The following is a 24,919-nucleotide window of genomic DNA, read 5'->3' on the forward strand; positions in this document are numbered from 1 at the left end:
CCAAGATCTGTAATGTATGCGCTACCCTTTGGCAGTATCCGTTCATCGGCGGTTTGAATATGAGTGTGAGTGCCGGCTATTACCGACGCGCGTCCGTCGGCGTAATAGGCAAGCGATTCTTTTTCACGGCTTGACTCGGCATGGAAATCTACAAGAACAACAGGCGGAGTGCCAGATTCTGCGTCGGCATGGGCGTTTACAAGATTATCGAAACACCTAAAAGGACAGTCGATGGCGTTCATTAATTCTCGCCCTTGAAGATTTATAACAATCCATTTTATTTCTTTTTCGTTTATGCAGACAACCCCAGTGCCCAAAGGCTCGGAACTTGTTACAGACCCAACAGGATAATTGGCGGGGCGCAGCATATTTTTTTCGTTTTCTAGCACGCTCCAAAATTCTCGTTTTTCCCAAACATGGTTTCCCGAAGTAACCACATTCGCACCTGCCGCAATGATGCGTTTAAAATCGCTTTCCGTCATGCCAAACCCTTCGGCGGCATTCTCGCCGTTTACTGTTACAAAGTCGATATTATGTTCTTTTATAAGCGCGGGTAATTTGGCTTCGAGAGTTGCCATTCCTTGGTTTCCAACAACATCGCCTATCATGGCGGCTTTTACAATTCGCATAATCAGATATTGCCATAAAAGCGTTCAAAATGTAAACTGTATTTATGACCAGAGGAATTTTTATCGCGGGAAACGAGTCGGCTATTAGCCGAGCCATTGAAGCGGAAACATGTAATCGCGTAGAACAATATGCCGCCGCTTTTATCCCAAACAGGCTTTCTAGCGCGGTAAAAAATTCGACGCAGGAAGTCCCCCAACGCCTGCCCCTTGAATGGAACCCTTCAAGCCCAATCTCCGCACGAACATTGGTAATTGCCGCGGAGAACAGGTTGGAACATATTGATGAAGCGATCCTTATCTGCTCTCCGCCTTCTGTTCGCAGTAAAGCCTCTGACCTTTCTTTTTCCGATGTTGAGATAATGCTTAACGATCACATAAAAGGCTGGTTTTTTCTTGTAAAAGAGCTTGCCTCTGTTTTTAACAACCGCAAACACGGAAACCTTGTTTTGGTTTATCCCGATATTCCCTCTGTATCTTCAAGAGATGAAGCCTCGGATATTTTGGGGCAACCCGCTTTGGCGTCTTTCCGCACCCTGACTCAAGGTTTGCTTACCTCCGCCCACAACGAAGCATACAACACAATGGCGTTTTCCACTTCAGATGCTGGAAACGAATCCGCCTTTGCCTCATTTTTGTATAAATCCCTAGAAGAAACAACAAAACGCTCCAACGGCAAATTGCACAAGTTTGGAAAGTTTAATTTGTTTAAGTAAGATAAAATTTACTCCATTGCCAATGAATCTAGTCTTTCAAGCGCCCAATGGGTGTATTTTCGTACGCGGCTGTCTGGGTCTTCTTTAAGTTTTTCAAGGAAGTCGTAGCTTTGCGAATTTTTTAATTTTTCCAAGGCTTTAACTACGCTTACACGCACTTCCTGATCGGGGTCTTTTGCCGCCATGACAAGCCCGCGAAAGGCGGGGAGAGTGTCCATGAGAGAAAGCAGGGCGGCGGCTTCCCGCCTTACCTCTACGTTTCTGTTGGATAATCGTCTCTTTGCTTCGTCAACGTATCCTGTCTCCTCAAGAATTTTTACAAGGTACGGTTTAAAAGACGCAACTTCATCTTTTAAGATTTCCAAAATTGACGGCTCCGCTTTTTTACCCTGTCTCTTGAATACCGGAATAAGTTTTTCTCTAAGCTGTGGTTCCGCGTCTTTAAAGATTTCTATTAATTGCGTAATGTCTCGTTTTGTCGTTCTGTTTGCCAAGGCTTTTTCGGCGAGTTCACGGAATTCTTCCTGTGAATCAAGAACGGAAACAAGTATGGGAATACCCTCCGCGTTTGTTGCCTGTCCCAATCCTGAGATAACTCCCATTTTTACAACTTCGGTTTCATTGGGGTCTGTCGTGATGTTTTTAAGTATTTCAATTGCCGCCTCGTTGCCGTGCCTTGCGATAACTTCCACTGTGGCAAGACGCACCCTCTCGACCGGATCGTGCAACATTGATGTTTCCTGATTAAGCAGTTTTATTTCGCCGAATTCCAAAAGAGACTTGATTGCCGCAACCCGCACATCGGGATCAACATCTTTTAACGCCGAGCGGATTTCTTTCATAAAACTGTCATTTTTTACGACGGGAAGAATAGATATTATTGACGCCCTTATTCGCGCGTCAGGAGACGCTAAAAGCGTTCTTGCCTTATCTTCAAATATTTCTTTGGGGTAATCCAAAAACAGAGCGGCAAATTCTTTTGTTTCTTCTTCCTTAAAAGTAGGCAGACTTTCAAGTATTCTTTGAAGACAGAACGGCAGACGTAAAAGTCCCAATATTTTGAGCGCGGAGATGCGAATTATATGCGGGAATTTTGAACGATCGCTGTTTAAAATGTGAAAAATTTCTGGTAGAACAATATCGGGATTAAAAGTTCCCAATGTTTTTACAAGTTCTTCCCTCGCGGAAAAATTTACATTTTTTAAAAAACGGAAAAGTATAAAGGGGAATATTAACTCGGCTTTTATCGGAATACGGGGAAGAAGCAATTCTAGAAAAGCAGGATCGTTTTCTCTGTGGGATAACTCTTCCGCCAAAATCTCGTAAGACCTGATGTTTCCTTTTGTCGAAATTGCTTCAAGGGTTTTTGTGTATATTTCCCTATTTGAAGGCTCAAGTTTTTTATTGCTGAAAAAGTTAAATACTTTTTTTGCTAAAAGATTGATAATCTCGTATGCCGTCTTCTGCTTGAAAAGAACTTTGGCAACTACCAAAAGTGGAGCGCCGTCGCCCGAAGGATAATCCGTCATAAAACCGGAAACCTTTACTTCCATAGCGTCTTTTAAAATTCGCACGCTGTTTTCTATGTGGACGGGATCATCGAGCGTATTTTTTGCCAGATACGAAGACAACACCCCGCATTTTTCCAAGAATACGGCGGCGGGGTATCTAAGCTCTTTGTTGTCGCTTTGAAGAATCGACATGGCGAAAGATTTATCTTCTTGAGAATTGGGATTAAGCTGTTCAAGAATTCTGAATGTTTCTTCCACATTGATTTTTTTGTCTTTTAAACTGTAAAGATCCATGAATTCTTTTGTAATGCGTTTTCTTGCTGTTTCGCGGACTTCGTATACAGGGTCATGGAGCAATTTATCCCACAACATTTCCCATACTTTTTCCCTGCCTCCAGTAAAGTTTTCCGTAAGAATTTTTCTGACAAGTGGGTGAGGATCAAGAAGACCCGCTTCCAGAGTTCTTAACGTAAGCTCTTCTTTATTGTGGATTAAAATTTTGTAAGCAAAATAACGCGCATACCATTCAGGTTCTCCTGTTAACTCGCGCAGAAGCGCGCCGTTATTTTCCAGAAAACTTTTCCCAAAGTCTGGCTCAAAATCTTCGCCTCTGCACGCTTCAGCTAAAAGTTTAATTACTTTTTCTTCGCCCTCTCTGTTTATCCACTCTTTTATAACTCGGCGCAAACGCGGGTGCTCTTCTGCGGCAAGATAGACCTTGAATACCGATGAAGCGGGACAGTACAAAAGAACACGGCGTAAATCGACGGCTGTCGGCATAGACGACTGAGTAACTTTTTGTATCCATTTATCGGTAAGACCTATTTTTCTTACAACTTCCGGTCCCATTTGACGCGAATATCTTTCCATGCGCCGTGAATAGCGCACAAGTTTTTCGGGCGGATAGTATTTTACAAATATGCTTACTGCTTTTTCGCTTTCTTGCGCATTCTGCGCATTGGCGATTCTGCGCAGACGGAATTTAAAAATACGCGTTTGAATAAACCACAATAAAAAAATCGCCAAAAGAATTAATACTACAGGGGACGCGATTAATACTTTAAGCGGAATATTAATATTAGGCAAATGTTCTAAAATAAAATTCATAACTTTCCTTCCTTTTTCTTTATCTATTTAAATCCCAATACATTATAAATTTGTATAGGTTTTTCTTTTCCCTTAACGTGAATAGGGCTTCTTTTTTCCAGAGTAAACTTGTCTCCTATTTTATCCCGTGTTGCCTGAGAAATAATTATCTCGCCGGCTTCCGCCGCGCTCTCAAGCCTTGCCGCAAGATTAACAGTGTCGCCGATAACCGAATAATCCATACGCTGTATGCTTCCAAGATTTCCAGCGACAAGAGGACCCGTGTTAACGCCTATGCCTATGCGTAAATGCGACGCGTCATTTTTACGAAAAAATTTTCTTTTTGAAGAACGCACAAGCTCCTGAATTGTAATCGCGCATGAAACCGCCTTTATCGCGTCATCGTCTTCCGGCATCATGGGAACCCCCCATACCGCCATTATACAGTCCCCTATAAATTTATCGATGTACCCTTTGTGTTGTACGATGTTTTCAACCGCCTCGCTAAAATATTCATTAAGAATTTCTACAATAACTTGAGGATCGCGGCTTTCCGAGAAACTTGTATATCCGCGTATGTCCGCAAAAAATACAGTTGCTTCTCTTTTATCGCCTCCTAGTTTTATGCTGTCCGGTGTTTCCAAAAGTCTTGTCATTACTTCATTGGACATATAACGCGCAAACATATCTTTAATAACGCGCCTTTCTTCGCTTACAACCTGCACCGCTTGTTTTAGTTCTTTTTCCCGCGTTTGATTTGTAAAAAGAAGAGTCAACCCTTCTTTTTTGCCGCGAGGGGTTTTTAATGGAGTTACATTTAAGGAGTAGTCCAACTCCTTGTCTCCTTTGCGGTAGATTCCTTCAAGCCCTAGTATTTCATTTCCGTTTTCCAGGCTGTTAAGAATTATTTTTATAGTTTTTGGTGAGAGTGAATTACGAAAGACATTTTCAAAATTGCGTCCTAAATCTTCCTGCTTTAACCCCATGGATTCCGATGCAGATTCGTTAAAATAGTATATCTGTCCGTGCGCGTCCGTTGTGATAATTATATTTGTCATAGAGTTAAAAACATATTCCTGATACCGCTCAAGCGAATCGATTTTTTTTGAGGCTTCCCGCGTCTCGTCAAAAAGCAGAGAAGTTTGCATTGCTCCGGCGGCAAGTTTTGTGTAGGAATCCAAAAAGTGAAAACGACGGCGGTTAAAGAAACAAGGCGACTGAGATCCTACAAACAAAATGCCAATCTCGCGCGGAGGGCTGACTATCGGCAGAGCCATTCCGCTTTTCATTTCAGGGTTTATAAGCACTTCTTTTAAAAACGCCCCGCCTTGACGAAAATTTTCCTTATTGTTAAAAATAAGCGCTTCTTTGCAATCGCGCATAAAACTTACAAGCGCGCTGTCGCCGGAGATAGTTTCGGGCACAGGGTATCTTCCTCTTTTATAAGAAAGTTTAAGATCGCTTTTGCGATCGTCTGTATCCGTTAAAGTGTAAAAAGCGGCAAGATCTACGCGCGAAATATCCTGCGCCTGTTCCACAAAAGAATTAACAAGGTCTTTAAAATTTCTTTCCCGCGCCAGTAGCGCGCCTGCGCGAACCAAGTCTTGATCCGCAGGCATATTTGGGGTTTGTGGTATTGCGGAAACAGAAGTAGTATTTTTTATAATAGATTTTATACGTTGAGCAAGTTCTCCCATAAGTGAAATATAACACGATTTTTTGTTTTTATACTATACAAGGAGAAAAGAGGAAAAAAAGCTGTCTTTTACCGTTTTTAGCCGAATTTAAATGTTTAAGGTTTAGCATTAAAATTAACAATGGGCAAAAAAAGAGTAAAAATTCAAAACCGCTTTTTTTGTCGCTTTACAATCGCTCTCTTGTCTCCCTTTCTCTTATGATATAAAATTATCTTATGGAACCGCGAGTCAAGGATAGACCGACATCTAAAACACGGGAAAAATTTAAAGAGCCGGAACAATATAAGGTGGTTCTCCTAAACGATCATTTTACAACCATGGATTTTGTGGTTGTTGTTTTGATGGATATTTTCCATAAAAGCATAGAAGACGCTAACAAAATAATGTTGGACGTTCATAATAAGGGCAGGGGAATTGTCGGTATATATACATGGGATATTGCCGTTACCAAGTCCGAGCAGGTACATGAGGCGGCGAAAGCCAATGAATTCCCGCTCTTGTGTATTGTCGAGCCGGTTTAGCGGTTTTAATATATAGAAGAAAACGGCAATTTATGCTATATTAAATATAGAGGGAAATAGAGGAAGAAAATGAAAGTTTCTGGTCATGTACAGGCGATTATTGATGCGGCATACAACGAGGCAAAGGTGCGAAAACATGAGTACCTTACGCCGGAGCATATCCTTTATGCAGCGTTGGCTTTTGATGAAGTTCAGGGAGTACTGTTTTCGTGCGGTGCGGATACGGAACAAATCAAACTTGGAATGGAAAGCTTCTTTGAGCAGAAAATGCCCATAGCCGCCGGAGAGCCGACAAAAACTGTAAGTTTCCACAATATTATTGAACGTGCCCTTATTCATTGCAAATCAGCCCAAAAAGGCATGGTCGATGTAGCTGATATTCTTGTCTCTCTTTACGACGAAGAACGATGTTACAGCGGCTACTATCTGCGTAAAGCCGGAGTAAAACGGCTGGAACTTTTGCATGTATTATCCCACAGTTACGGCGAAGACGGTTTTGTTAATGCCCAAAAAGGCGAGAAGTATGCGGGTATCGACGATGACGCGGAAGCCCAGAAAAAAGCCGGTAAAAAAACCGCCCTTGAACGCTATGCCATAGACTTAACCGCTCTTGCTCGTGAGCATAAATTGGAACCGGTAATCGGTAGGGAAGACGAGCTAGACCGCACAGTACAAGTGCTTTGTCGCAGATTAAAAAATAATCCCATTCATGTTGGAGATTCAGGCGTAGGAAAGACGGCAATTACCGAAGGGCTTGCCCAGCGAATCATTGACGGCAATGTTCCGCCGCTTCTAAAAAACTTTACAATCTATGCCCTTGATATGGGTTCTCTCCTAGCCGGCACAAAGTACCGAGGCGATTTTGAAGAAAGAGTAAAACGAGTTGTCGAGGAATTATTAAAAAAAGAAAAGACAATTCTTTTTATAGACGAGATACATACAATTGTAGGAGCTGGTGCTGTTTCAGGCGGAGCGATGGATGCTTCCAATTTGCTAAAGCCCGCACTTACTTCCGGCAAACTCCGCTGTATCGGCTCCACAACACACGAGGAGTACAACAAGTTCTTTGAAAAAGACCGGGCGCTTTCACGGCGTTTCCAAAAAATTGATATTAACGAACCTTCCGTAGAAACGGCTATAGACATACTCAAAGGAGTTAAATGCCGATACGAAGACTACCACCATGTCCACTACAGCGATGAAGTTGTAGAGACAGCCGTGCGTCTTTCGGCGCAATTTATCACAGAACGCCGCCTGCCCGATAAAGCGATTGATGTAATTGATGAAGCCGGAGCTTACGCCCGAATAGAAGCATACAAGCACGCAAATGACGACTCTAACGCTGACAACAAAACAGCAGACGAAGCGGCTGAAGGGCAAGAGGCAAAAACATTGGCGGAAGAAATGACGGCGGAAAAGACGCAAAAGTCCTCGACAGTACAAGACGCTCAAATTGAAAAATTGGAAATAACCCTGCCCGTGATTGAAACTGTCGTTTCAAAAATCGCCCGAATACCGCAAAGGTCGGTAGGTGCGAGCGAAAAAGACAAACTTAAAGATTTGGAAACACGGCTTAAACAAAAAGTCTTTGGTCAGGACGACGCAATATCGGCGGTAGTAAAAGCCGTTAAACGCTCAAGAGCCGGATTCAGGGCGGACGGCAAACCTGTCGCTAACTTTTTATTTGTGGGACCCACAGGCGTAGGCAAGACAGAGTTGGCTCGTCAGTTGGCGGACACATTGGGCATTTCCATGCTCCGTTTTGACATGAGCGAGTATCAAGAGAAGTATACAATTTCACGTCTTATCGGCTCATCGCCGGGTTATGTCGGTTATGAAGACGGCGGTCAGCTTACCGATGCGGTTCGCAAACAGCCGCATGCTGTAGTCCTACTCGATGAAATTGAAAAAGCACACGGCGATATTTTTAATATTCTCCTGCAAATTATGGATTACGCCACCCTTACCGACAATCAGGGACGCAAAGCGGACTTCCGTAATGTAATTTTGATAATGACAAGCAACGCCGGAGCAAGAGAGATTGGCAAAGGGCTTATCGGTTTTGGAGATCGTATTCAGGACGACAGTGCCGTAAACGAAGCCGTGGAAAAACTCTTTACTCCCGAATTCCGCAACAGACTGGACGCCACTGTCCGCTTTGGACATCTTTCACGCGAAATTATGGTTTCTATTGTCCATAAAGAGTTGGACGCTTTTACCGCCCAGCTTACGGAAAAGAACGTAACCCTTACCGTTACGGAAACCTGCGTGGACAAATTAGCGGAAGAAGGCTACAGCAAAGAATTCGGTGCAAGGAACGCAGGCAGATTAATCGAAGAAAAGATAAAAAGTTTTTTTGTTGATGAAGTCCTCTTTGGCAGTCTAAGCGAGGGCGGAAGTGCTGTAGTGGATTGGCGTGACGGCTACTGCATGGACATCGAAGAAACTCAAGCTGTAACAGCGGAAAACTAGTGCCTCGTTTCCGTCCCGGTCCCGATCCTGATTTTCCCCGATTAGAGCCAAACGTATTTTTTCAATTCCCCGACCCAAATGAATGTGAGGACAATATTGTAGGCGTAGGCGGCAATCTTTCGCCGGGAATGTTGCTCTCCGCCTACGAGCAGGGAATTTTCCCATGGTACGGACCCGATGACCCTCTCATCTGGCAATCCCCCGACCCTCGCTGTGTGATTTTCCCCGAAAAATTGCACGTCTCCACATCTATGCGAAAAATATTAAACGCCAACACATTCAAAATAACTTACGATGAAAACTTTGGCGGAGTAATCAGAGGCTGTGCCGAAAAGCTCCGCCCCAATCAAAATGGAACATGGATCACAAAAGACATAATCGAAGCCTACACGGAACTTCATCAACTTGGTTTTGTCCATTCCGCCGAAGCATGGCAAGATGGAGAACTCGTAGGCGGCTGTTACGGCTTACTGCTAGGAAAAGTTTTTTGCGGCGAATCAATGTTCGCCAACACCCCAAACGCCTCAAAAGCCGCCTTTTTAAGATTTGCGGAAAAACTTTTTGCGGAGGGAACCGCTTTCATAGACTGCCAAATCCCGACACGGCATTTAATCAGTCTTGGTGGGGAGGAAATGTCTCGCAGGGCTTTTCTTGCGTTGCTGAGGGGATATGATGTATCGCGTAATTAAAAAAAAATTGTTATAATCAAAACATGGATACGGTTATTGAGTTTAATGATGCCGCCTTCAACCACGAAGTATCTAAAGAGGATATTCGTAAGGCTTTTGACACCGCAAAATATGACGGCTGGTTTAATGAACGTGATCAGAAAGATCAATATTTGCTTATAGGCTTTGATCTAAAGGGAAACCCCCTTGAAATCATGTATAATATAATAGATAATGAAACCATAAGCGTATTCCATGCAATGCCATGCAGATCGATTTTTTACCATTTGTTGCCGAAGGAGGAGAATTATGGCTAGAATGACCGAAGAAGAAGCCCATTATTGGGACGATTATTACACAAAGAATCCTCCTAAACCCGGTCCAAATGGAACTGGTTTTTTCACACAACGGAAAGCCGCACTTTCAATAACAGTGGATTCGGAAACCGCCAATTATTTAACGGCAAAAGCTTTTACCGATCATAAAACGCCTGCCCAAATAGTCAGCGAAATGGTACAAGAGCGTATTGCCGCATCAGCATAAAATATCACGCTTCTCTATAAAAAGCGATGTATCACTAAATCACTCATTGTAATTTTTGACAATTTCCAGCATGAGATCGTCAATTATTTCTTCGGTTTTTTGTCTTAAAACAGTCTTCTTCCCCTTGATGATATTTGCGATCCGCTGTAAAAAATGATTTTCAGCCTTATTTTGAACATTCTCAGGTATTAAAAGTTCATAAGCTTCTAAATACAAAGCTTTTGCGATGCTGTTTAACGTTTTATCGCTTACCCAAGTTTTACAATATTCAATGTCTAATATATGAGAAACTGAAAGATTTGCGGATTCCGCTAATTTTGCTTGGCTAATATGTAATAAGCCCCTCGCTTTTCTGATATTTTGAGAAAGAATTTTTCTTAAATCCTTAGATTTCTTCATATATTTAAAATTATGTTAATAACCTAATATATTAAAATATTGTATTGACATAATATTAATACTATGGTATTATCATCATATAAAGCTTTGTTACCAAATTAAGGAGGAAAAAACTATGGCAAATAAAAGATTTTGGTTGGGAATACTTGTGATGACTCTGGTATTCGGAATGGCAGTTGTAGGTTCTGCATTTGGGCAAAAAAGAAATTATTATAATTTGGGAGATGTGTCAGAAAAAAATTGCGCTTTGATTGAAGTGTCGCCTGTAAACGGAAAAGAAAGTGATTATCCCTACAGTAATTTTATTAAAATTGACGGACAGGGTGGTGAACAGTGGCAACCACCGCCTAAAGGCTTTTTTGATCTTGGAAAAGCTAACGCACTTGTAAGGGTAACACCTGGTGTGCATACATTTACAATAACTTTTTATTATAATTATGAAAATAATAAATATGAAGTACCTCTCGACATAACATACGATTGTAAAGCAGGAAAAGCTTATACGTTTGATTTTTGGGCTGAAAACCCATATAAGGTGGATGGGATTGGGCTTTCTGTTGGTTTTGTAAATACTACTATTCTTATAAATGAATATAGTGTTGATAAAAAAGGAAATTTTGGAGGTCTTGCTTCAACTAGTAGTGTAGTAGAAAGAAAAAGAGAATCCCTTAATTTTAACAATAATTCTATACCCAATGATAGAGGGCGATTGGTAAAAAGAGTGGATTAATTTTTTTACTTAAAATATTTAGGAGGAAAAAACTATGGTAAATAAAAGATTTTGTTTTGGAATACTGGTAATGACACTGGTATTCGGAATGGCAGTTGTAGGTTCTGCATTTGGGTTGGATACCGCCCTCAATGGAAGATGGCGGGCTAATGCTAGGGTTGGGGAATACATAGGTGATATAGTAGAATATACATTTCTTGCGGGAGATTTTGAAATTCTTAGAGAATATGGTCCAAGTGATATTGATCTGTTTTTAAAAGGGACATATACCACCGATGATAAAGGAAATATTTCTCTAAAAATAACTCATATATATAATACATCTAAAAAAGAATGGGTTACAAATGGTCGATATGACGATTTGGCTTTTGTATATTCTATTAGTTCTGATAGGCTACAACTGTTTGAAAGAGAAGGACGCAAAAGGACATTTACATTCTTTAGACAAAAATAAATTTATAATAAGCAATAGTAAGGAAGAAAAATTATGGCAAACAAAAAATTATGGTTTGGAATACTGGTAATGACGCTAGTATTCGGATTTATAGTTATTGCTTGTAACGGCAATAAAATTGAAGGAACATGGTATTTTCCGGAAGACGAAATAAAATTTATCTTTGAAAAAGGTAAAGTTCAAATTCTTGAAGATGATGAAGTATGGGAAGAAGGGACGTATACCATAAATGGCAATAAGTTGAAATTTAGCGGTATAGATGACAGTGATTTTGAAGATGATATGAAATTTTCTATAGATGGCAATACTCTTACTCTATTCTTTGATGATGAACCATTTACAGGAACTAGAGTTGCTGGAAGCTCCGCCAAAAATAACAACAAAAGCGACGGAAAAGCGTCAGCCGTGGTTAAACAGTATTATGCGGCTCTTGCAAAAGGAGACGCAAAAACAATTGGCAAAGTAATGACGGCAAAAGGAGCGCAAAATATAACGCCGTTTATGTCAAAAGCCAAAGACCATGTTGACGCTTTAGGCAAGATTACAAAAACCGAAGAAATTATTAACGGCAATTCCGGCGTTGTAAAAGTAATGTTTTCAAACGGCGCTACCGAAGAAATTGACGTTATAAAGGTTGACGGAAAATGGAAAATTTCCGAATGGGATAGAGGAATACGGTAAAGTAAATGAACGCACACAATAAAAAATATTGTGTGTTAATGGGCATTATTATATTTATGATTTTGATTTCTTCAATTTTCATTTATATAATAATGCCTAGAGGCAAAACTATCGCACCGCAACAAATAGCCATTATCGCATCTGTTGTAAAAGAAGGCGATATAATTTGCCGTCTTGGAGACAGGCTTTGGTCTCAATTCTTTAGCGAATTGTCGTTAAAAGACAAAAGATATTCCCATATCGGCATAATACATATAGACAACAGCAAAGTTACCGTAATAAACGCCGAAGGCGGTACGGAAGAAGGAAAAAATTTTGTAAAAATAACGGCATTAGATAATTTTTTGAATGTCGCCAGAACAGCGGGAATTTACAGAATAAAAAATACGGACGGATATAAAATTTCAAGCATGGCTATGGAGTATGTCGGAGTACCTTTTGATTATGAATTTGATATAAGCGACGAATCAAAAATATATTGCACTGAATTATTGTACATCATCTTAAAACGGTTATCGCCGGAATTGAAATTAGGCACTGTTTTTATTAATCAATTAAACAAGGAGATTATTTTACCCGAGGCGATTTCAATGTCAGAAAATTTTACAGAAGTATATTTTATAAATAGCAGATAACGGACAAAAATCCCCCTGATCCCTCTTTGTGTCCTTCTCTTCCTTTGTGTCCTTTGTGAGAAATCTTTTCCGAATTACGCTTCCCTATAAAAAGCGATATATCCCCTAAACGTTGTGTAAAGGTCAATCTTACTGATCACCTCAAAAGGCGAATGCATCGACAAAACTGGAATACCGCAGTCGATAACTTCTATTCCCAAATTGGCGGCATACAAGGCGATTGTTCCGCCGCCGCCCTTGTCTACTTTTCCCAACTCGCCAAATTGCCACTGGACTTTGTTGCGGCTCATAATTGCCTGCACCTTCGCACAGAATTCAGCGTTAGCGTCGCTCGCTCCGCTCTTGCCGCCTGACCCTGTGTACTTTGAAAGCACTATCCCCTTTCCGATAAACGACCCGTTGTTTTTGTCGAACACGCTTGCGTAGGTGGGATCAAACGCCGCATTGACATCGGCGGACAACATGGCGGAGTGCGAAAAACACAGCCGTAAGTCCGCCAGAGAGCCGCCGCAAATGAGTGCGATAAAGTTTTCAAAGTTGACGGAACGCGCGCCAGTGTTTCCAACAGAACCAATTTCTTCTTTGTCTGATAAATAGCAAACCAATGTTTTATTTGGCGTGCCTTTTTCGCGCGAAATAGCGGTGATAGCTTGCAGTGCGGGGAATGCGCAACAACGGTCGTCGTGTCCGTAAGAGCCGATTAAACTTCTGTCCAAGCCGACATCAGCTGCCTTAAAAGCCGGAACAAATTCAATTTCCGCACTTGCAAAGTTTTTTTCGGTAATGCCATATTTTTTATTCAACAGATCAAGCAGGTACAGTTTTACTTTTTCTTTCTCGTCTTTGTCTGCGTAAGGGCGGGAGCCTGCAAGAATATCAAGGTCTTCACCTTCTACAACTAACGTCCCTTTTTTTTCCATTTGCTCTTTTGCAAGGTGGGGCAGAAGGTCTGTAATCGTGAAAACAGGATCGCCGGGTTCCTCGCCGATATTGATGGTCGTCTTTTTACCGGACTCGTTTATAAATACCCCGTGCATGGAAAGCGGTATGGTCGTCCACTGGTATTTTTTTATGCCGCCGTAGTAGTGAGTATCAAAGAGGGCAAGTTCATTGTCTTCGTATAAAGGGTTTTGTTTTAAGTCAAGGCGTGGAGAATCCACATGAGCGCCTAGAATGTTACAGCCCTCGATGACGGGCTTTTTCCCGATGACGGCGGCAATGACGGACTTCCCACGGATATTCTGATAAACCTTCATGCCGGCGGTAAAATTTTTATCTTTTAAGGTATCGATATTTACAAAACCGTTTTGCTCAAGAATTTCACAAGCCGACTCGGTACATTCACGCTCGGTTTTTCCCTTATTTAAAAATTGCTTGTACGATTCGGCAAGTTCCCCAACTTCTTTTTCCGTCTTTTTATCAATTCCTTCCCAGCCATTTTTCAACTTGAAAAACAACTTATCCGACAATTTAGTTTTTTTCCCTTTTGCAGCTTTTGCCATAAAACCCTCCTGCGGCATAACTGACATCAGTTTATCTTTATGCTACAATAAAATCAATGAGTATACGAGACAGATATGCGCCTTCCCCTACGGGGCTTCAACATATAGGCGGAATAAGAACGGCACTTTTTAATTACCTCTTTGCCCGTTCAGGCGGTGGAAAATTTATCCTGCGTTTGGAGGATACCGACAGAACCCGCTATGACGAAAGTTTTGTAAAAAATCTCTACGACACTTTTGACTGGCTGGGAATAAAATGGGACGAGGGTCCCGATTGTGGCGGACAATTCAGTCCATACGTTCAGTCCGAGCGTACCGCTCACTATAAAAAATACGCTCAAGAGCTTCTTGATAAAGGGCAGGCGTATTACTGCTTTTGCTCCGCCGAAAGAATTGATAAAGTACGACAGGAAAGGGAAGCCGCCCATTCTTCGGAGAGCGGTTACGACCGTCTCTGCCGTAAGATTGATTCGGCGGAAGCAGCAAAGAGAGCCGCAGCAGGTGAACCCTGTACTGTCCGATTAAAAATCCCGCTTACAGAGACGACACGCTTTCATGATCATCTGCTTGGCGACATTGAATGGAAGAACGATGACATTAACCCCGACCCTGTTCTGCTAAAGTCAGACGGCTTCCCAACCTACCACCTTGCTAATGTGGTAGACGATCATTTAATGGAAATAACTCACGTTCTTCGCGCACAGGAGTGGCTTGCGTCCACGCCCTTACATGTGATCATGTACAACGCTTTTGGTTGGACACCCCCTGAATTTTGCCACCTTCCAATGGTGATGGGGCAGGACGGGAAAAAACTTTCCAAACGCCACGGTGCAACAAGCATCGATGAGTTCCGCAAGCAGGGGTATCTTCCTGCCGCATTGATAAACTATATCGCCCTGTTGGGTGCTTCTTACGAAGAAGGCAAGGAGATTTACACGCCTGACGAGCTTGCCCAGCGTTTCAGTCTTGAAAAATTAAACAAAGCGCCGGCAGTTTTTGATTACAAAAAACTGGAATGGTACAATGGGCAGTACATCAGAATGAAAAGCGATGAGGAGCTTGCTTCCCTTTGCCTTCCGTTTGCGATAGAGGCTGGACTGTTCGGCGGTGCAAAGACTGAGCCGTCTTCACGGCAGAGGGAAATTTTTACCGCCGCAATGCCGCTTGTAAAAGAGAGGCTTGTCTTCCTTAACGAAGTCCCTGAGAAAATAGCCTACTTGTTTAACGAGCCGGAAGTCCCCGCGCCCGAAGAATTCATTCCCAAAAAGAGCGACCTTGCTAAGACGATTGAGATTTTGCAAATAGGCAAGGAGCTTGTGGGCAAATTGGCACAAGCGCCGAGCGACGAACAGGCGGAGGAGTTTATAAAAGCCGAAGCGGAAAAAAGGGAAATAAAACTTGGAGACCTTATGATGCCCCTACGTGTCGCAATTACAGGAAGCCGAGTAAGCCCGCCGCTTTTTGGATCGCTTCGCATACTTGGAGCGGAGAAATCTGCGGAGCGAGTGCAAAGGGCGCTAGAGAAATTAAACCGCTGATTATTTCACGGAAAAGCCAAAGACAATGCCGGTTGTAAACGATCTGCTTCCTTCGTCAAAAAGATCATTAAAAATAATGTCTATTAAAAATTTATACTTGCTTAATTCGGGAATAGACGACAGATCGATTCTGAAACCTGTATTTAAAATACCGCGCCATACGGAATTTGTCGTATAAAACCCCGCATTAGGCCATGCGTTATCGCTGTAACCAAAATTTGAAAAATCTATTACCCAGTGAAGAAGATTTTTTAAAGCGTCGGGGAACAGAATTATATCGAAACCCATGCCAAAATCGATGTTGCTGTTGTTGTTATAGGGATAATTTGAATAAAATGTTTTTCCAAATACAATAGTTGTTTCCGCCGGCATTTTGAAAAAGTTTCCAGGGTATGTAATAGCTATATAGGGTTGATAAGCGTTATAATCGTGATCGTCTTCGTTGTCAATATTTATAAATTGAAAATTTGTGCCAATGGCAATTGCTGTGCTTGCGTTAGTTGGTAATCTTATTTTTAAATTCAGCAACATATCATTGTTATTTTCGCTTTTGTCCCAATATTTAATTTTTGGCTGGAAATCAAAAGCTGTGGATATTTCTACCCAACCAAACAAGCTCATTGTAAGCGCTGGTATATGCGCTATTCCAAGATCGTTGTTAATAACAGCTCGATAACCAAAATCCATCGCAAACGTATTCGGCTTCTCCCAACCTAAACGCCCGGAAGGAATTGAAAAAAGCCCTGTAGTTCCGTTCATACTTTGACCTCTGAACCCTGCGGCTGTTTGCGAATCTTGAGCGCCAATAGATTGAACAAAAACAAATAAAATTGATAAAAAGCAAATTACCGAAATTAACTTTTTCATAAGTAGCATATCTCCTTGCTTTAAAATACGTTTAGACTAGCAATCCCCATGCAGACATTTTTGCAATTCCTCAAAGACAGAACCAAGATCGTCAAAGTGGAGTAATGCCCTGCTGTCCAACGGCGTGGGCATATTGTTTACTATAATAATTTTTCCCCCATTACGCAAGGTGTACTCAGGCATTCCAGCAGCAGGGAATACAGTCAGACTTGTTCCAAGCACAAGCATTAAATCCGCTTTTTGTGATTCCGCCGTCGCCTGCCTTAATGCGTCCGCAGGAAGCCCTTCGCCAAAAAAAGTGATTGCAGGCTTTAATACCCTGCCGCACTTAGGACACTTGGGCATTTCCCCCTTGTGGACAATTTCCGCTACTTCTTCATAACTTACCCTTATGCCAGGACACCGCATACAATAATGGATTGAAGGCGAGCCGTGAATCTCTATCACATTTTTGCTTCCGCCCTTTTGATGTAGAAGATCGATGTTTTGAGTAATCAACGCTTTTAAGTAACCTCGTTGTTCAAGCTCTCCAAGCACGATGTGGACAATGGACGCTTCTTTCTCGTCAATATTGTAAATAAAAGATCCGGACATTTTGTAATAAAACGAAGGGTCTTCTTCAAAATAATTGATGTCAAAAATTTTCTCTGCGTCCATCTCATTGTAAAGACCGTTCTTGCCTCTAAAATCCCGAATACCGGAAAGCGTGCTTACACCTGCACCTGTAAGAGTGACAAGGTGTTTGGCTTTTTTAATCAGCGTATATAATTCTTTAATTTCTTCCATAATAATGATTATATCAGAAATTCCTTGCTTGCGAAACCAAATCTCGATTAAATATTTTTAGGGATATTTTCCGTATTGTGCCGTCCTTAAACAATTCATCAAGGGCGTTGTCAATTGCGGCGGTTAAAGCGTCGTTCCCTTTTTTTATACAAATCCCTATTAATTCGCCCGATGCCCCCTGCCATGCAATCTCAAAGGGACTATTTTCTTTTTCAGTGTAATAGTAAGCGGCTATGTTGTCTGCGACAATTAAGTCGATGCGTCCAAGTACAAGATCGTCAAAACAGTTTGTTATTTTGTCGTAAGAGAACGATGTAAAAGTAATTCCGTCTTTCTTTAGCCTTTCCGCAAAATACTGAGCCGTAGTGTCGCCCTGATAAGCCGCTCTGTACCCTTTAATGTCTTCGGGGGTTGTGATTTTTACGGAAGAATTTTTTGCAGTAACAATAACTATAGAACTGTCGATGTAGGGTTTGGTAAAATTAAATCTTTGTAAACGTTCAGGTAAAATGGTTATATTAACCGCAATGTCATACTTGTTTGTCTCCAACCCTGCAAAAATGCTATCCCAAGATGTGTCGATGTAATTGACGGTCAGTCCCAATTTGTCGGCGATGGCTTTTGTAAGCTCTATGTCGAAGCCAATGAGTGTAATGCTGTCTGAGTCGTAGTACTCCATAGGAGGATAACCAATTTCCACGCCGACAGAGAGCGTGCCGTCTGCAATGGTCAGTCCGTGTTTTTGTTTTACGCACCCTGTTAGTGAGGTTATAAGAGAAAGAGAAAACACGAACCAACACGAACTAGGGATTAAGAATTTTACCACGAACCTCACGAACCAACACGAACAAGGAGAGGAGGTAGGAATGGACTTTATCATGCTTTGATGACAGCCTCTTTCATTTCTTTTACATAGTTGTAAATGTGCGGGGCGGCTTCTGTTCCGTACTGTGCGGACAATTTTACTAGGGCACTTCCTACAATTACTCCGTCTGCAATGCGTGCCATCTGCGCCGCCTGTTGCGGAGTGTGAATGCCAAAGCCTATTGCGATGGGCGTTGATGTTACCGATTTAATTGCCGCAGTAATCGAGGCAAGGTCTGTGGTTATTTCTGTACGCATTCCTGTTACTCCCATCGAAGAAACAAGGTAGATAAAACCTTCTGCGGTCTTGGCGATTTCTTTTATCCGTTCTTGCGATGTTGGAGCGATTAGCGAAACAAGGTCTATGCCGTGTTTGTTTGCCGCTTCTTTTACAGGTTGCTGTTCCTCAAATGGAAGGTCGGGGACGATGATGCCGTCTAAGCCGACATCACTGCAACGCTTGAAAAATGCGTCGTACCCTGACTGACCATTAGCCCTGCCAGTCACTCCGTAATGGAAAACAGGGTTGACATAAGTCATGAACAAAAGAGGGATGCTTGTCTCTTTTCGCAAATCGGCGACAAGGGCAAATAATTTTTCTACGGTTGTTCCGGCTGCAAGCGCGCGGTTGTTCGCTTCCTGAATTACCGGTCCCTCGGCGATAGGATCGGAAAAAGGAATACCTATCTCTACTATGTCCGCACCTGCTTTTATCATCTGCAGAATAAATTCTTTTGAGCTTTCAATATTAGGGTCTCCGCCCGTAACAAAACCGACAAATACCTTGCCATTCTTAAAAGCGTTTTTTATGTTACTCATCGATCTTTTTCCCCCTGTAACGGGCAATTGCCGCTACGTCTTTGTCGCCTCTGCCGGAAAGACAGATGATCATGCTTTCATCGGTGGAAAAATTGCGGGCTATCTTTTGGGCGTGGGCTACAGCGTGGGCGCTTTCTATCGCACAAATAATTCCCTCTGTACGGGCAAGATATTCAAAAGCGCAGACCGCTTCTTCGTCGGTAACTGGAGCGTACTCAGCTCGCTTTGTATCATAGAGCCATGCGTGTTCAGGTCCGATGCCGGGATAATCCAACCCTGCCGATATTGAATACACAGGAGCGATTTGCCCTTCTTCGTTCTGACAAAAGTAGGACTTCATTCCATGAAAAATACCTACTGTCCCCTTTGCGATTGAGGCGGCGTGTTTTTCAGTATTGATCCCCAAGCCCGCCGCTTCGCAACCGATGAGCTTCACTCCCTTATCATTTATAAAATTGTAAAAAGTTCCCATGGCGTTACTGCCGCCTCCGACACAGGCAAGCACGGCGGCGGGAAGTTTCCCCTCTGCGGCAAGTATCTGCTCCCTTGCCTCCTTGCTTATCACCGCTTGAAAATCACGCACAATTACCGGAAAGGGATGAGGTCCCATTACCGAGCCAAGAACATAATGAGTGTCATGGACTCTGCTTACCCATTCGCGCATTGTTTCGTTTACAGCGTCTTTGAGCGTCATCGTACCCGATGTTACAGGGTGCACTTTCGATCCCAACAATTCCATGCGGTAGACATTAAGCACCTGACGCTCGGTATCTTCCTTGCCCATGAAAATTTCGCACTCCATTCCCAGAAGAGCCGCAGCAGTCGCCGCAGCTACGCCGTGCTGACCAGCTCCCGTCTCGGCGATAATTCTTGTCTTGCCCATTTTTTTTGCAAGTAGCGTCTGCCCAAGCACATTGTTGATCTTGTGGGAGCCTGTGTGGTTTAAGTCCTCGCGCTTTAGATAAATTTTCGCTCCGCCAAGATCACGGGTCATTTTTTCCGCATAGTAGAGTAGGGAAGGGCGACCTGCGTAATTTTTTAACAGAGCGTCCAACTCAGTCTTAAAGGCGGGATCGTCTTTGTAATGGTTGTAGGCTTTTTCAAGATTGATGATCTCGTTCATCAATGTTTCGGGAATGTACTGTCCGCCGTAGTCGCCAAACCTGCCTGAAAATTTTTTTTCATCTTTCATAGGGTTATCCTTGTTTTAAAGTTTCAGTTAATTCTAATATTTTTTTCCGATCTTTAATACCGTCTGTTTCCGCTCCGCTTGAAACATCAATGGCAAACGGATTAAGCTTCATTGCCTGTTTTATGTTGTTAATATTGATACCACCAGCTAAAAACCAAGGTTTTGAGAGCTTAACAGCGTCAAGTTGTTTCCAATCGAATGTTTTGCCGGAGCCTGCGCCTGAATCAATTAAAAAATAATCTACTATATTTGTCAAATTTTTTAACTGGGAATTAAAATTTTCACTGCCGAAGAATAGTGTTTTTATCACTTTAATCGGCGGGATACTTGTCTGCCTGATGTTTGTTTTGCTTAATTTTTTTAACTGCGTGATATAGCTTTCATCTTCGTCGCCGTGAAGTTGCGCGATTGAAATAACGCCGTTATGGTACAATTCAGTAATAAAAGCGATAGGCGCGTTTACAAATACGCCGACTGGAATAATTCCGTCCGCAAGACGGAAACGCAGATATTGGGCAAGTGGAGCGGAAACCTGTCTAGGGCTTTTCGCGAACACAAAGCCGGCGTAATTTATCTGTGATTCATTAGCATAATCAATGTCTTCATCGCGGAATAATCCGCATACTTTTATACGCATGATAATACTGTAGCATATTTTTCATCAAACAGATACCAGTTCTCTTAAAAAAGCTTTTCTATCCGCGGCTAGCATTAAACTTTCGCCGATTAAAACAGCGTCTACTCCCATATCTTTTATGGCGCGAATATCGTCTTTTGTTTTTATGCCGCTCTCCGAGACAGTCAGTATTTCAGGGGGAAGTTGAATTTTTAAACGAGATGTCAGTTCTGTGTCAACATCAAAAGTGGTAAGGTCGCGGTTGTTAATACCGATGATATGCGCTCCTGCGGAAAGAGCTTCCTGTGCTTCTTCTTCATTGTGGATTTCCACAAGACAATCTAAAGCCAGCGCTCTTGCGGCGACAATAAAGTCGGATAATGTTTTTTGATCCAACAGGGCGCAAATTAATAATATCGCTTTTGCTCCCAATAGTTTTGCTTCGTAAATTTGGTATTTATCAATAATAAAATCTTTTCTGAGAGTTGGGATCTTCACAGCGGCGGAAATTTCTTTTAAATATTGATCATTCCCCAAGAAAAACTCAGGCTCTGTTAAAACAGAAATAGCCGAGGCTCCGCCTTCTTCGTAATCCTTCGCAATTTCCAGCCATGGAAAATTTTCCGCTATTACGCCCTTTGAAGGTGACGCTTTTTTTACTTCGCAGATAAATGAAAGTCCGGGAGCGGCAAGCGCATTCTCAAAAGGCAGATGCTTTTTGTCAATGTGTTCTGCCGACGCTAAATCAATCGCCTGCTCTTGCGCTTGTTCAATAGGAAGATTTTGTTTTGCTATTTCTACACGAGTCAGCGTACTTGAGGCGATTTTACCTAAAATAGCAGGCGAATTTTTCAATAGGGATACTCCTATGGGTTTTTCTTCTGCGACATAGAAATAAAAAGTTTAAGTTGCTCATTTGCCTTTCCTGAGTCGATTGTTTCCGCCGCAATTACGACAGCATCTTTTATGCTTATTTCTGGTTTGGCTATGTGAATTGCCGCAGCGGAATTAAGAAGTACCGCGTTTCGTTTGGGACCTTTCTCGCCTGCGAGAATATTTCTGGTAATTTGCGCGTTTTCCGCAGGCGTTCCGCCTAACAACTCTTCTTTTTTGCAACGTTCAAACCCGAATTGTTCAGGTTCAATTTCATAGCTTTTTATAAATCCGTCTCGTAATTCACAAACAGTGGTGGGAGCGCCGAGTGATATTTCGTCTAACCCATCTTGCCCGTATACAACCATTCCTTTTTTTACTCCAAGATTGCATAAAACTTTCGCCATAGGTTCTACAAGATCAAGCTCATACACGCCTAACAATTCCATGTTCGCACCAGCCGGATTTGCCAAAGGACCGAGTATATTAAAAATTGTGCGAATACCAAGCTCACGTCTTACAGGGGCGACATACTTCATTGAAATATGATAGTTCTGCGCAAAGAGAAAGCAAATATTGATGGTTTTTAAAAGATGCAAACTTTGCTCTGGCGGGATTGTTATATCGACGCCAAGGGCTTCAAGAACGTCCGCAGAACCGGTTTTGCTTGTAGCCGCTCGGTTGCCGTGTTTTGCGACAGGAATCCCCGCCGCTGAAATAACCAGTGCGGAAGTAGTAGATATATTGAAAGAATTGGAATGATCTCCGCCTGTTCCGACAATTTCCAGTACGTCCATGTCATGCAATACCCTGACGCAATGTTTACGCATTCCAGCGGCGGACGCTGTAATTTCGTCTATAGTCTCGCCTTTCACAGACATTGCCGCAAGGTAAGCCGCCATCTGAATCTCGCTGGCTTTCCCTTCCATGATTTCATTCATAACAGTTTCGGCACATTCATAAGAGAGATCCTCTCTCTTTGCCGCCATGGTAATCGCTTCTTTAATCATTCTTATTCTATACTACAAATATAAATAAAATACAAGATAAAAACCAGTAAAAAATTTTTAATAAATGGGGATTTTTGTTTTAGCCTTGCGCATGAACAGCAGTTAATTCTTTGCGAAGCAGGGAAGCGATAATTTCCGAAGGCAGTTTTCGGGAAGCTATAGCCTTTGCGTTGAGAATTTTAGCGGTAGCTTCATCAAGGCAAACAACTTGAGAACTTTTACGAGAGAAAAACCCTGTATTAGTATGACCGAGCGTTGGAACAGTATCGGTTAGGCGCTTATCAAGTTCCGCATATTCTTCTTCAGTCATATCACGCATAATTACTCCTCTTCGTCCATTTGGGCGACTATTTTGTCACGCAATTCCATTGCGTGAAACACTTTAATTGTATCATCATCAATAATATTATAAAAGACTTCTATCGGATTTGCAACGGTGTCAAAACCAATGATGACATATATATCATCTTCTCCTTTTAGAGTATCCTCATATATTTTCGTCTCAATTGCCTGCTCTATATCGTCTTGAGTATATCCATGCTTGAACGCCGATTGAGTATATAGAATTTTATCTGCCATTGCTCCTCTCTTGTATATTAAGTATACTCTATTTTTAATAAAAAGTAGTATAAAGAGTATAATGTCCCTCTGCGCTACTTGATTAAAATTAACATTTCTGCTATTAAATATACATGCCTGAAAACCAAGATGCCGCGAGTCGGTTAGGCACTGAGCCTATCGGAAAACTATTACTACGATTCTCTGTTCCCGCTATAACTGGAATGTTGGTAAATGCGCTTTACAATGTAGTTGACCGCATCTTTGTCGGTCAGGGTGTAAACGAAATTGCTCTTGGCGGACTTTCCCTTGTTCTGCCGCTTATGACCATCGGTATGGCTTTTGCCATGCTCTTTGGACTTGGAGCGGCTAACATGATTTCCATGCGGTTGGGGCAGGGACGGCGGCAGGATGCTGAAAACGCTATGGATCACTGCTTTTTCCTGTTGATAGGCATATCCGTTCTAATGACAATACTTGGACTTTGTTTTCTTGACCCGCTTATTTCTTTTATTGGAAAAGAAGGCAGCGAAGTTTTGGGATACGCCAAAGATTATCTTCGCATAATTCTTTACGGCATGGTTTTTTTCACGGTGAGTTTTGGGTTGTCTCATTGTACAAGGGCGCAGGGTTTTCCTACAATTTCAATGCTCTCAATGATCATGGGAGCGGTACTCAATACAATTCTCGATCCTATTTTTATTTTTGTGTTTAAGTGGGGCGTAAAAGGAGCGGCTTGGGCGACTATCATTTCTCAGTTTGCTTCGTTTGTTTTTATTTTTATTTTTATCACAAGCAAAAAAGCTGTAGTAAGGCTTAACCCCAGAGCATTCAAACCTGATTTTTCAGTTATCTATCAGATTATGGCTTTTGGTTCCGCTCAATTTTTGCTTCAGTTTATGATGTCCGCAGTGCAATTTGTGTACAATAAAAGCGTAGGCTGGTACGGAGCCGCCGCTCTTGGAGTGGCAAACGGAGATGCCGTTGTTCTTTCGGGAATGAATATAAATGGTACTATTTTGATGTTGATACTCATGCCTATTTTTGGAATCAATCAGGGAGCGCAACCAATACTTGGTTATAATTACGGCGCGAAATTATTCCGCCGTGTGTTACGTGCATATTTGGGAGCGATAGGAGCCGCCACATTGATCTGCGTTTTTGGATTTGCCATAGTTCAAATTTTTGCCGATTATCTGGTCAAGGTGTTTGTGGCGGAAGGAAGCGACGCTCTAATGCAATTTGCTCCTAGGGCGATGAGGATAATGATGCTGTTGCTGCCAACCGCAGGTTTTCAAGTTGTCTCAACAAATATGTTTGTAGTCACAGGTCGCCCAAAAACATCTATTTTTCTTTCCATGTTAAGGCAGTGTATCGCCCTTATTCCATGTATACTAATCTTTGGAAAAATATGGGGATTGTGGGGCGTGGTTGCCGCCGCTCCTGTTGCAGACGGCTTTTCCTTTATTCTTACGGGGACGTTAATTATTTTTGAACTGCGAAAATTAAGACGAGGTTTAGCTGTCAACCTGGCGTGATTCGTTAAAGAAATACC

General features: G+C 42.1%; 27 protein-coding genes. 12 read left to right on the plus strand and 15 right to left on the minus strand.

From position 1 onward, the window contains the following. On the minus strand, positions 1–629 hold a 629-nt coding region (locus tag ACYVTD_RS01350; RefSeq protein ID WP_461245980.1), incomplete at its 3' end, for a TIGR00282 family metallophosphoesterase. Positions 630–673: 44 nt separating this feature from the next. Here ACYVTD_RS01350 and ACYVTD_RS01355 point away from each other — a divergent pair. Then, entirely contained in the window at positions 674–1,342 is a 669-nt protein-coding gene (locus ACYVTD_RS01355) for a hypothetical protein (protein ID WP_461245981.1), read from the plus strand. 8 nt (positions 1,343–1,350) lie between these two features. Here ACYVTD_RS01355 and ACYVTD_RS01360 read toward each other — a convergent pair whose 3' ends face one another. Further along, on the minus strand, positions 1,351–3,960 hold the full coding sequence (locus ACYVTD_RS01360; RefSeq protein WP_461245982.1) for a HEAT repeat domain-containing protein: 2,610 nt from the start codon (positions 3,958–3,960) through the stop codon (positions 1,351–1,353). Between the two features lie 23 nt (positions 3,961–3,983). Continuing rightward, positions 3,984–5,636 carry an adenylate/guanylate cyclase domain-containing protein gene (locus ACYVTD_RS01365; RefSeq protein WP_461245983.1) on the minus strand — a complete coding sequence of 551 codons (1,653 nt, stop codon included), beginning with the start codon at positions 5,634–5,636 and terminating at the stop codon, positions 3,984–3,986. A gap of 215 nt (positions 5,637–5,851) precedes the next feature. Between ACYVTD_RS01365 and ACYVTD_RS01370 the strand changes: the two genes are divergently transcribed. The 5 genes from ACYVTD_RS01370 to ACYVTD_RS01390 all read left to right on the plus strand — a co-directional run bounded on the left by ACYVTD_RS01370 (position 5,852) and on the right by ACYVTD_RS01390 (position 9,840). Beyond that, positions 5,852–6,157 (plus strand): ATP-dependent Clp protease adaptor ClpS, encoded by a 306-nt coding sequence (locus tag ACYVTD_RS01370; RefSeq protein WP_461245984.1) that lies wholly within the window; start codon positions 5,852–5,854, stop codon positions 6,155–6,157. Between the two features lie 69 nt (positions 6,158–6,226). Then, entirely contained in the window at positions 6,227–8,629 is a 2,403-nt protein-coding gene (gene clpA, locus ACYVTD_RS01375; RefSeq protein WP_461245985.1) for an ATP-dependent Clp protease ATP-binding subunit ClpA, read from the plus strand. After that, positions 8,629–9,318, plus strand: coding sequence for a leucyl/phenylalanyl-tRNA--protein transferase (aat, locus tag ACYVTD_RS01380; RefSeq protein ID WP_461245986.1), 690 nt, complete (start codon positions 8,629–8,631; stop codon positions 9,316–9,318). The genes clpA and aat overlap by 1 nt, the downstream gene beginning before the upstream one ends. 23 nt (positions 9,319–9,341) lie before the next feature. After that, positions 9,342–9,614 carry a hypothetical protein gene (locus tag ACYVTD_RS01385; protein ID WP_461245987.1) on the plus strand — a complete coding sequence of 91 codons (273 nt, stop codon included), beginning with the start codon at positions 9,342–9,344 and terminating at the stop codon, positions 9,612–9,614. Beyond that, positions 9,607–9,840, plus strand: a complete 234-nt coding sequence (locus ACYVTD_RS01390) for a hypothetical protein (protein WP_461245988.1) — start codon at positions 9,607–9,609, stop codon at positions 9,838–9,840. Before ACYVTD_RS01385 ends, ACYVTD_RS01390 begins: the two co-directional genes overlap by 8 nt. Before the next feature lie 39 nt (positions 9,841–9,879). Here the strand turns inward: ACYVTD_RS01390 and ACYVTD_RS01395 are convergent, their stop codons facing one another. Further along, positions 9,880–10,239 carry a helix-turn-helix domain-containing protein gene (locus tag ACYVTD_RS01395; protein ID WP_461245989.1) on the minus strand — a complete coding sequence of 120 codons (360 nt, stop codon included), beginning with the start codon at positions 10,237–10,239 and terminating at the stop codon, positions 9,880–9,882. Between the two features lie 115 nt (positions 10,240–10,354). Between ACYVTD_RS01395 and ACYVTD_RS01400 the strand changes: the two genes are divergently transcribed. The 4 genes from ACYVTD_RS01400 to ACYVTD_RS01415 all read left to right on the plus strand — a co-directional run bounded on the left by ACYVTD_RS01400 (position 10,355) and on the right by ACYVTD_RS01415 (position 12,739). Then, entirely contained in the window at positions 10,355–10,969 is a 615-nt protein-coding gene (locus tag ACYVTD_RS01400; RefSeq protein ID WP_461245990.1) for a hypothetical protein, read from the plus strand. A gap of 34 nt (positions 10,970–11,003) precedes the next feature. Beyond that, on the plus strand, positions 11,004–11,423 hold the full coding sequence (locus tag ACYVTD_RS01405; RefSeq protein ID WP_461245991.1) for a hypothetical protein: 420 nt from the start codon (positions 11,004–11,006) through the stop codon (positions 11,421–11,423). A 33-nt stretch (positions 11,424–11,456) separates the two neighbouring features. Continuing rightward, positions 11,457–12,104, plus strand: coding sequence for a DUF5640 domain-containing protein (locus ACYVTD_RS01410; RefSeq protein WP_461245992.1), 648 nt, complete (start codon positions 11,457–11,459; stop codon positions 12,102–12,104). 92 nt (positions 12,105–12,196) lie between these two features. Continuing rightward, complete coding sequence (locus ACYVTD_RS01415; RefSeq protein ID WP_461245993.1) at positions 12,197–12,739, plus strand: YiiX/YebB-like N1pC/P60 family cysteine hydrolase; 543 nt, start codon at positions 12,197–12,199, stop codon at positions 12,737–12,739. A 74-nt stretch (positions 12,740–12,813) separates the two neighbouring features. Here ACYVTD_RS01415 and ACYVTD_RS01420 read toward each other — a convergent pair whose 3' ends face one another. Then, complete coding sequence (locus tag ACYVTD_RS01420; RefSeq protein ID WP_461245994.1) at positions 12,814–14,241, minus strand: aminopeptidase; 1,428 nt, start codon at positions 14,239–14,241, stop codon at positions 12,814–12,816. A gap of 56 nt (positions 14,242–14,297) precedes the next feature. On the opposite strand from ACYVTD_RS01420, the gene gltX reads away from it, so the two are divergent. Then, positions 14,298–15,779: a glutamate--tRNA ligase gene (gene gltX, locus ACYVTD_RS01425; RefSeq protein ID WP_461245995.1), complete on the plus strand. Its 1,482-nt coding sequence runs from the start codon at positions 14,298–14,300 to the stop codon at positions 15,777–15,779. Here the strand turns inward: gltX and ACYVTD_RS01430 are convergent, their stop codons facing one another. The 10 genes from ACYVTD_RS01430 to ACYVTD_RS01475 form a co-directional block, all read right to left on the minus strand. Beyond that, positions 15,780–16,646, minus strand: coding sequence for a hypothetical protein (locus ACYVTD_RS01430; RefSeq protein ID WP_461245996.1), 867 nt, complete (start codon positions 16,644–16,646; stop codon positions 15,780–15,782). Positions 16,647–16,682: 36 nt separating this feature from the next. Further along, entirely contained in the window at positions 16,683–17,432 is a 750-nt protein-coding gene (locus tag ACYVTD_RS01435) for an SIR2 family NAD-dependent protein deacylase (protein ID WP_461245997.1), read from the minus strand. A 13-nt stretch (positions 17,433–17,445) separates the two neighbouring features. Beyond that, positions 17,446–18,312: an ABC transporter substrate-binding protein gene (locus ACYVTD_RS01440; protein ID WP_461245998.1), complete on the minus strand. Its 867-nt coding sequence runs from the start codon at positions 18,310–18,312 to the stop codon at positions 17,446–17,448. Further along, positions 18,309–19,115 carry a tryptophan synthase subunit alpha gene (gene trpA, locus ACYVTD_RS01445; RefSeq protein ID WP_461245999.1) on the minus strand — a complete coding sequence of 269 codons (807 nt, stop codon included), beginning with the start codon at positions 19,113–19,115 and terminating at the stop codon, positions 18,309–18,311. The genes ACYVTD_RS01440 and trpA overlap by 4 nt, the downstream gene beginning before the upstream one ends. Then, positions 19,108–20,307, minus strand: coding sequence for a tryptophan synthase subunit beta (gene trpB / locus ACYVTD_RS01450; protein ID WP_461246000.1), 1,200 nt, complete (start codon positions 20,305–20,307; stop codon positions 19,108–19,110). Before trpB ends, trpA begins: the two co-directional genes overlap by 8 nt. A gap of 4 nt (positions 20,308–20,311) precedes the next feature. Beyond that, complete coding sequence (locus ACYVTD_RS01455) at positions 20,312–20,944, minus strand: phosphoribosylanthranilate isomerase (protein WP_461246001.1); 633 nt, start codon at positions 20,942–20,944, stop codon at positions 20,312–20,314. Between the two features lie 24 nt (positions 20,945–20,968). After that, positions 20,969–21,778 carry an indole-3-glycerol phosphate synthase TrpC gene (gene trpC, locus ACYVTD_RS01460; protein ID WP_461246002.1) on the minus strand — a complete coding sequence of 270 codons (810 nt, stop codon included), beginning with the start codon at positions 21,776–21,778 and terminating at the stop codon, positions 20,969–20,971. A gap of 11 nt (positions 21,779–21,789) precedes the next feature. Beyond that, on the minus strand, positions 21,790–22,806 hold the full coding sequence (gene trpD, locus ACYVTD_RS01465) for an anthranilate phosphoribosyltransferase (RefSeq protein ID WP_461246003.1): 1,017 nt from the start codon (positions 22,804–22,806) through the stop codon (positions 21,790–21,792). 79 nt (positions 22,807–22,885) lie between these two features. Then, positions 22,886–23,125, minus strand: a complete 240-nt coding sequence (locus ACYVTD_RS01470) for a hypothetical protein (RefSeq protein WP_461246004.1) — start codon at positions 23,123–23,125, stop codon at positions 22,886–22,888. Positions 23,126–23,127: 2 nt separating this feature from the next. Continuing rightward, a complete protein-coding gene (locus tag ACYVTD_RS01475) occupies positions 23,128–23,385 on the minus strand; it encodes a hypothetical protein (RefSeq protein ID WP_461246005.1) in 258 nt (85 codons plus the stop codon). Between the two features lie 113 nt (positions 23,386–23,498). Here ACYVTD_RS01475 and ACYVTD_RS01480 point away from each other — a divergent pair, with 113 nt between their 5' ends. Beyond that, positions 23,499–24,902, plus strand: a complete 1,404-nt coding sequence (locus ACYVTD_RS01480) for an MATE family efflux transporter (RefSeq protein WP_461246006.1) — start codon at positions 23,499–23,501, stop codon at positions 24,900–24,902. The last annotated feature ends 17 nt before the right edge of the window (positions 24,903–24,919 follow it).

This window comes from Treponema sp. R6D11 (assembly GCF_054786075.1).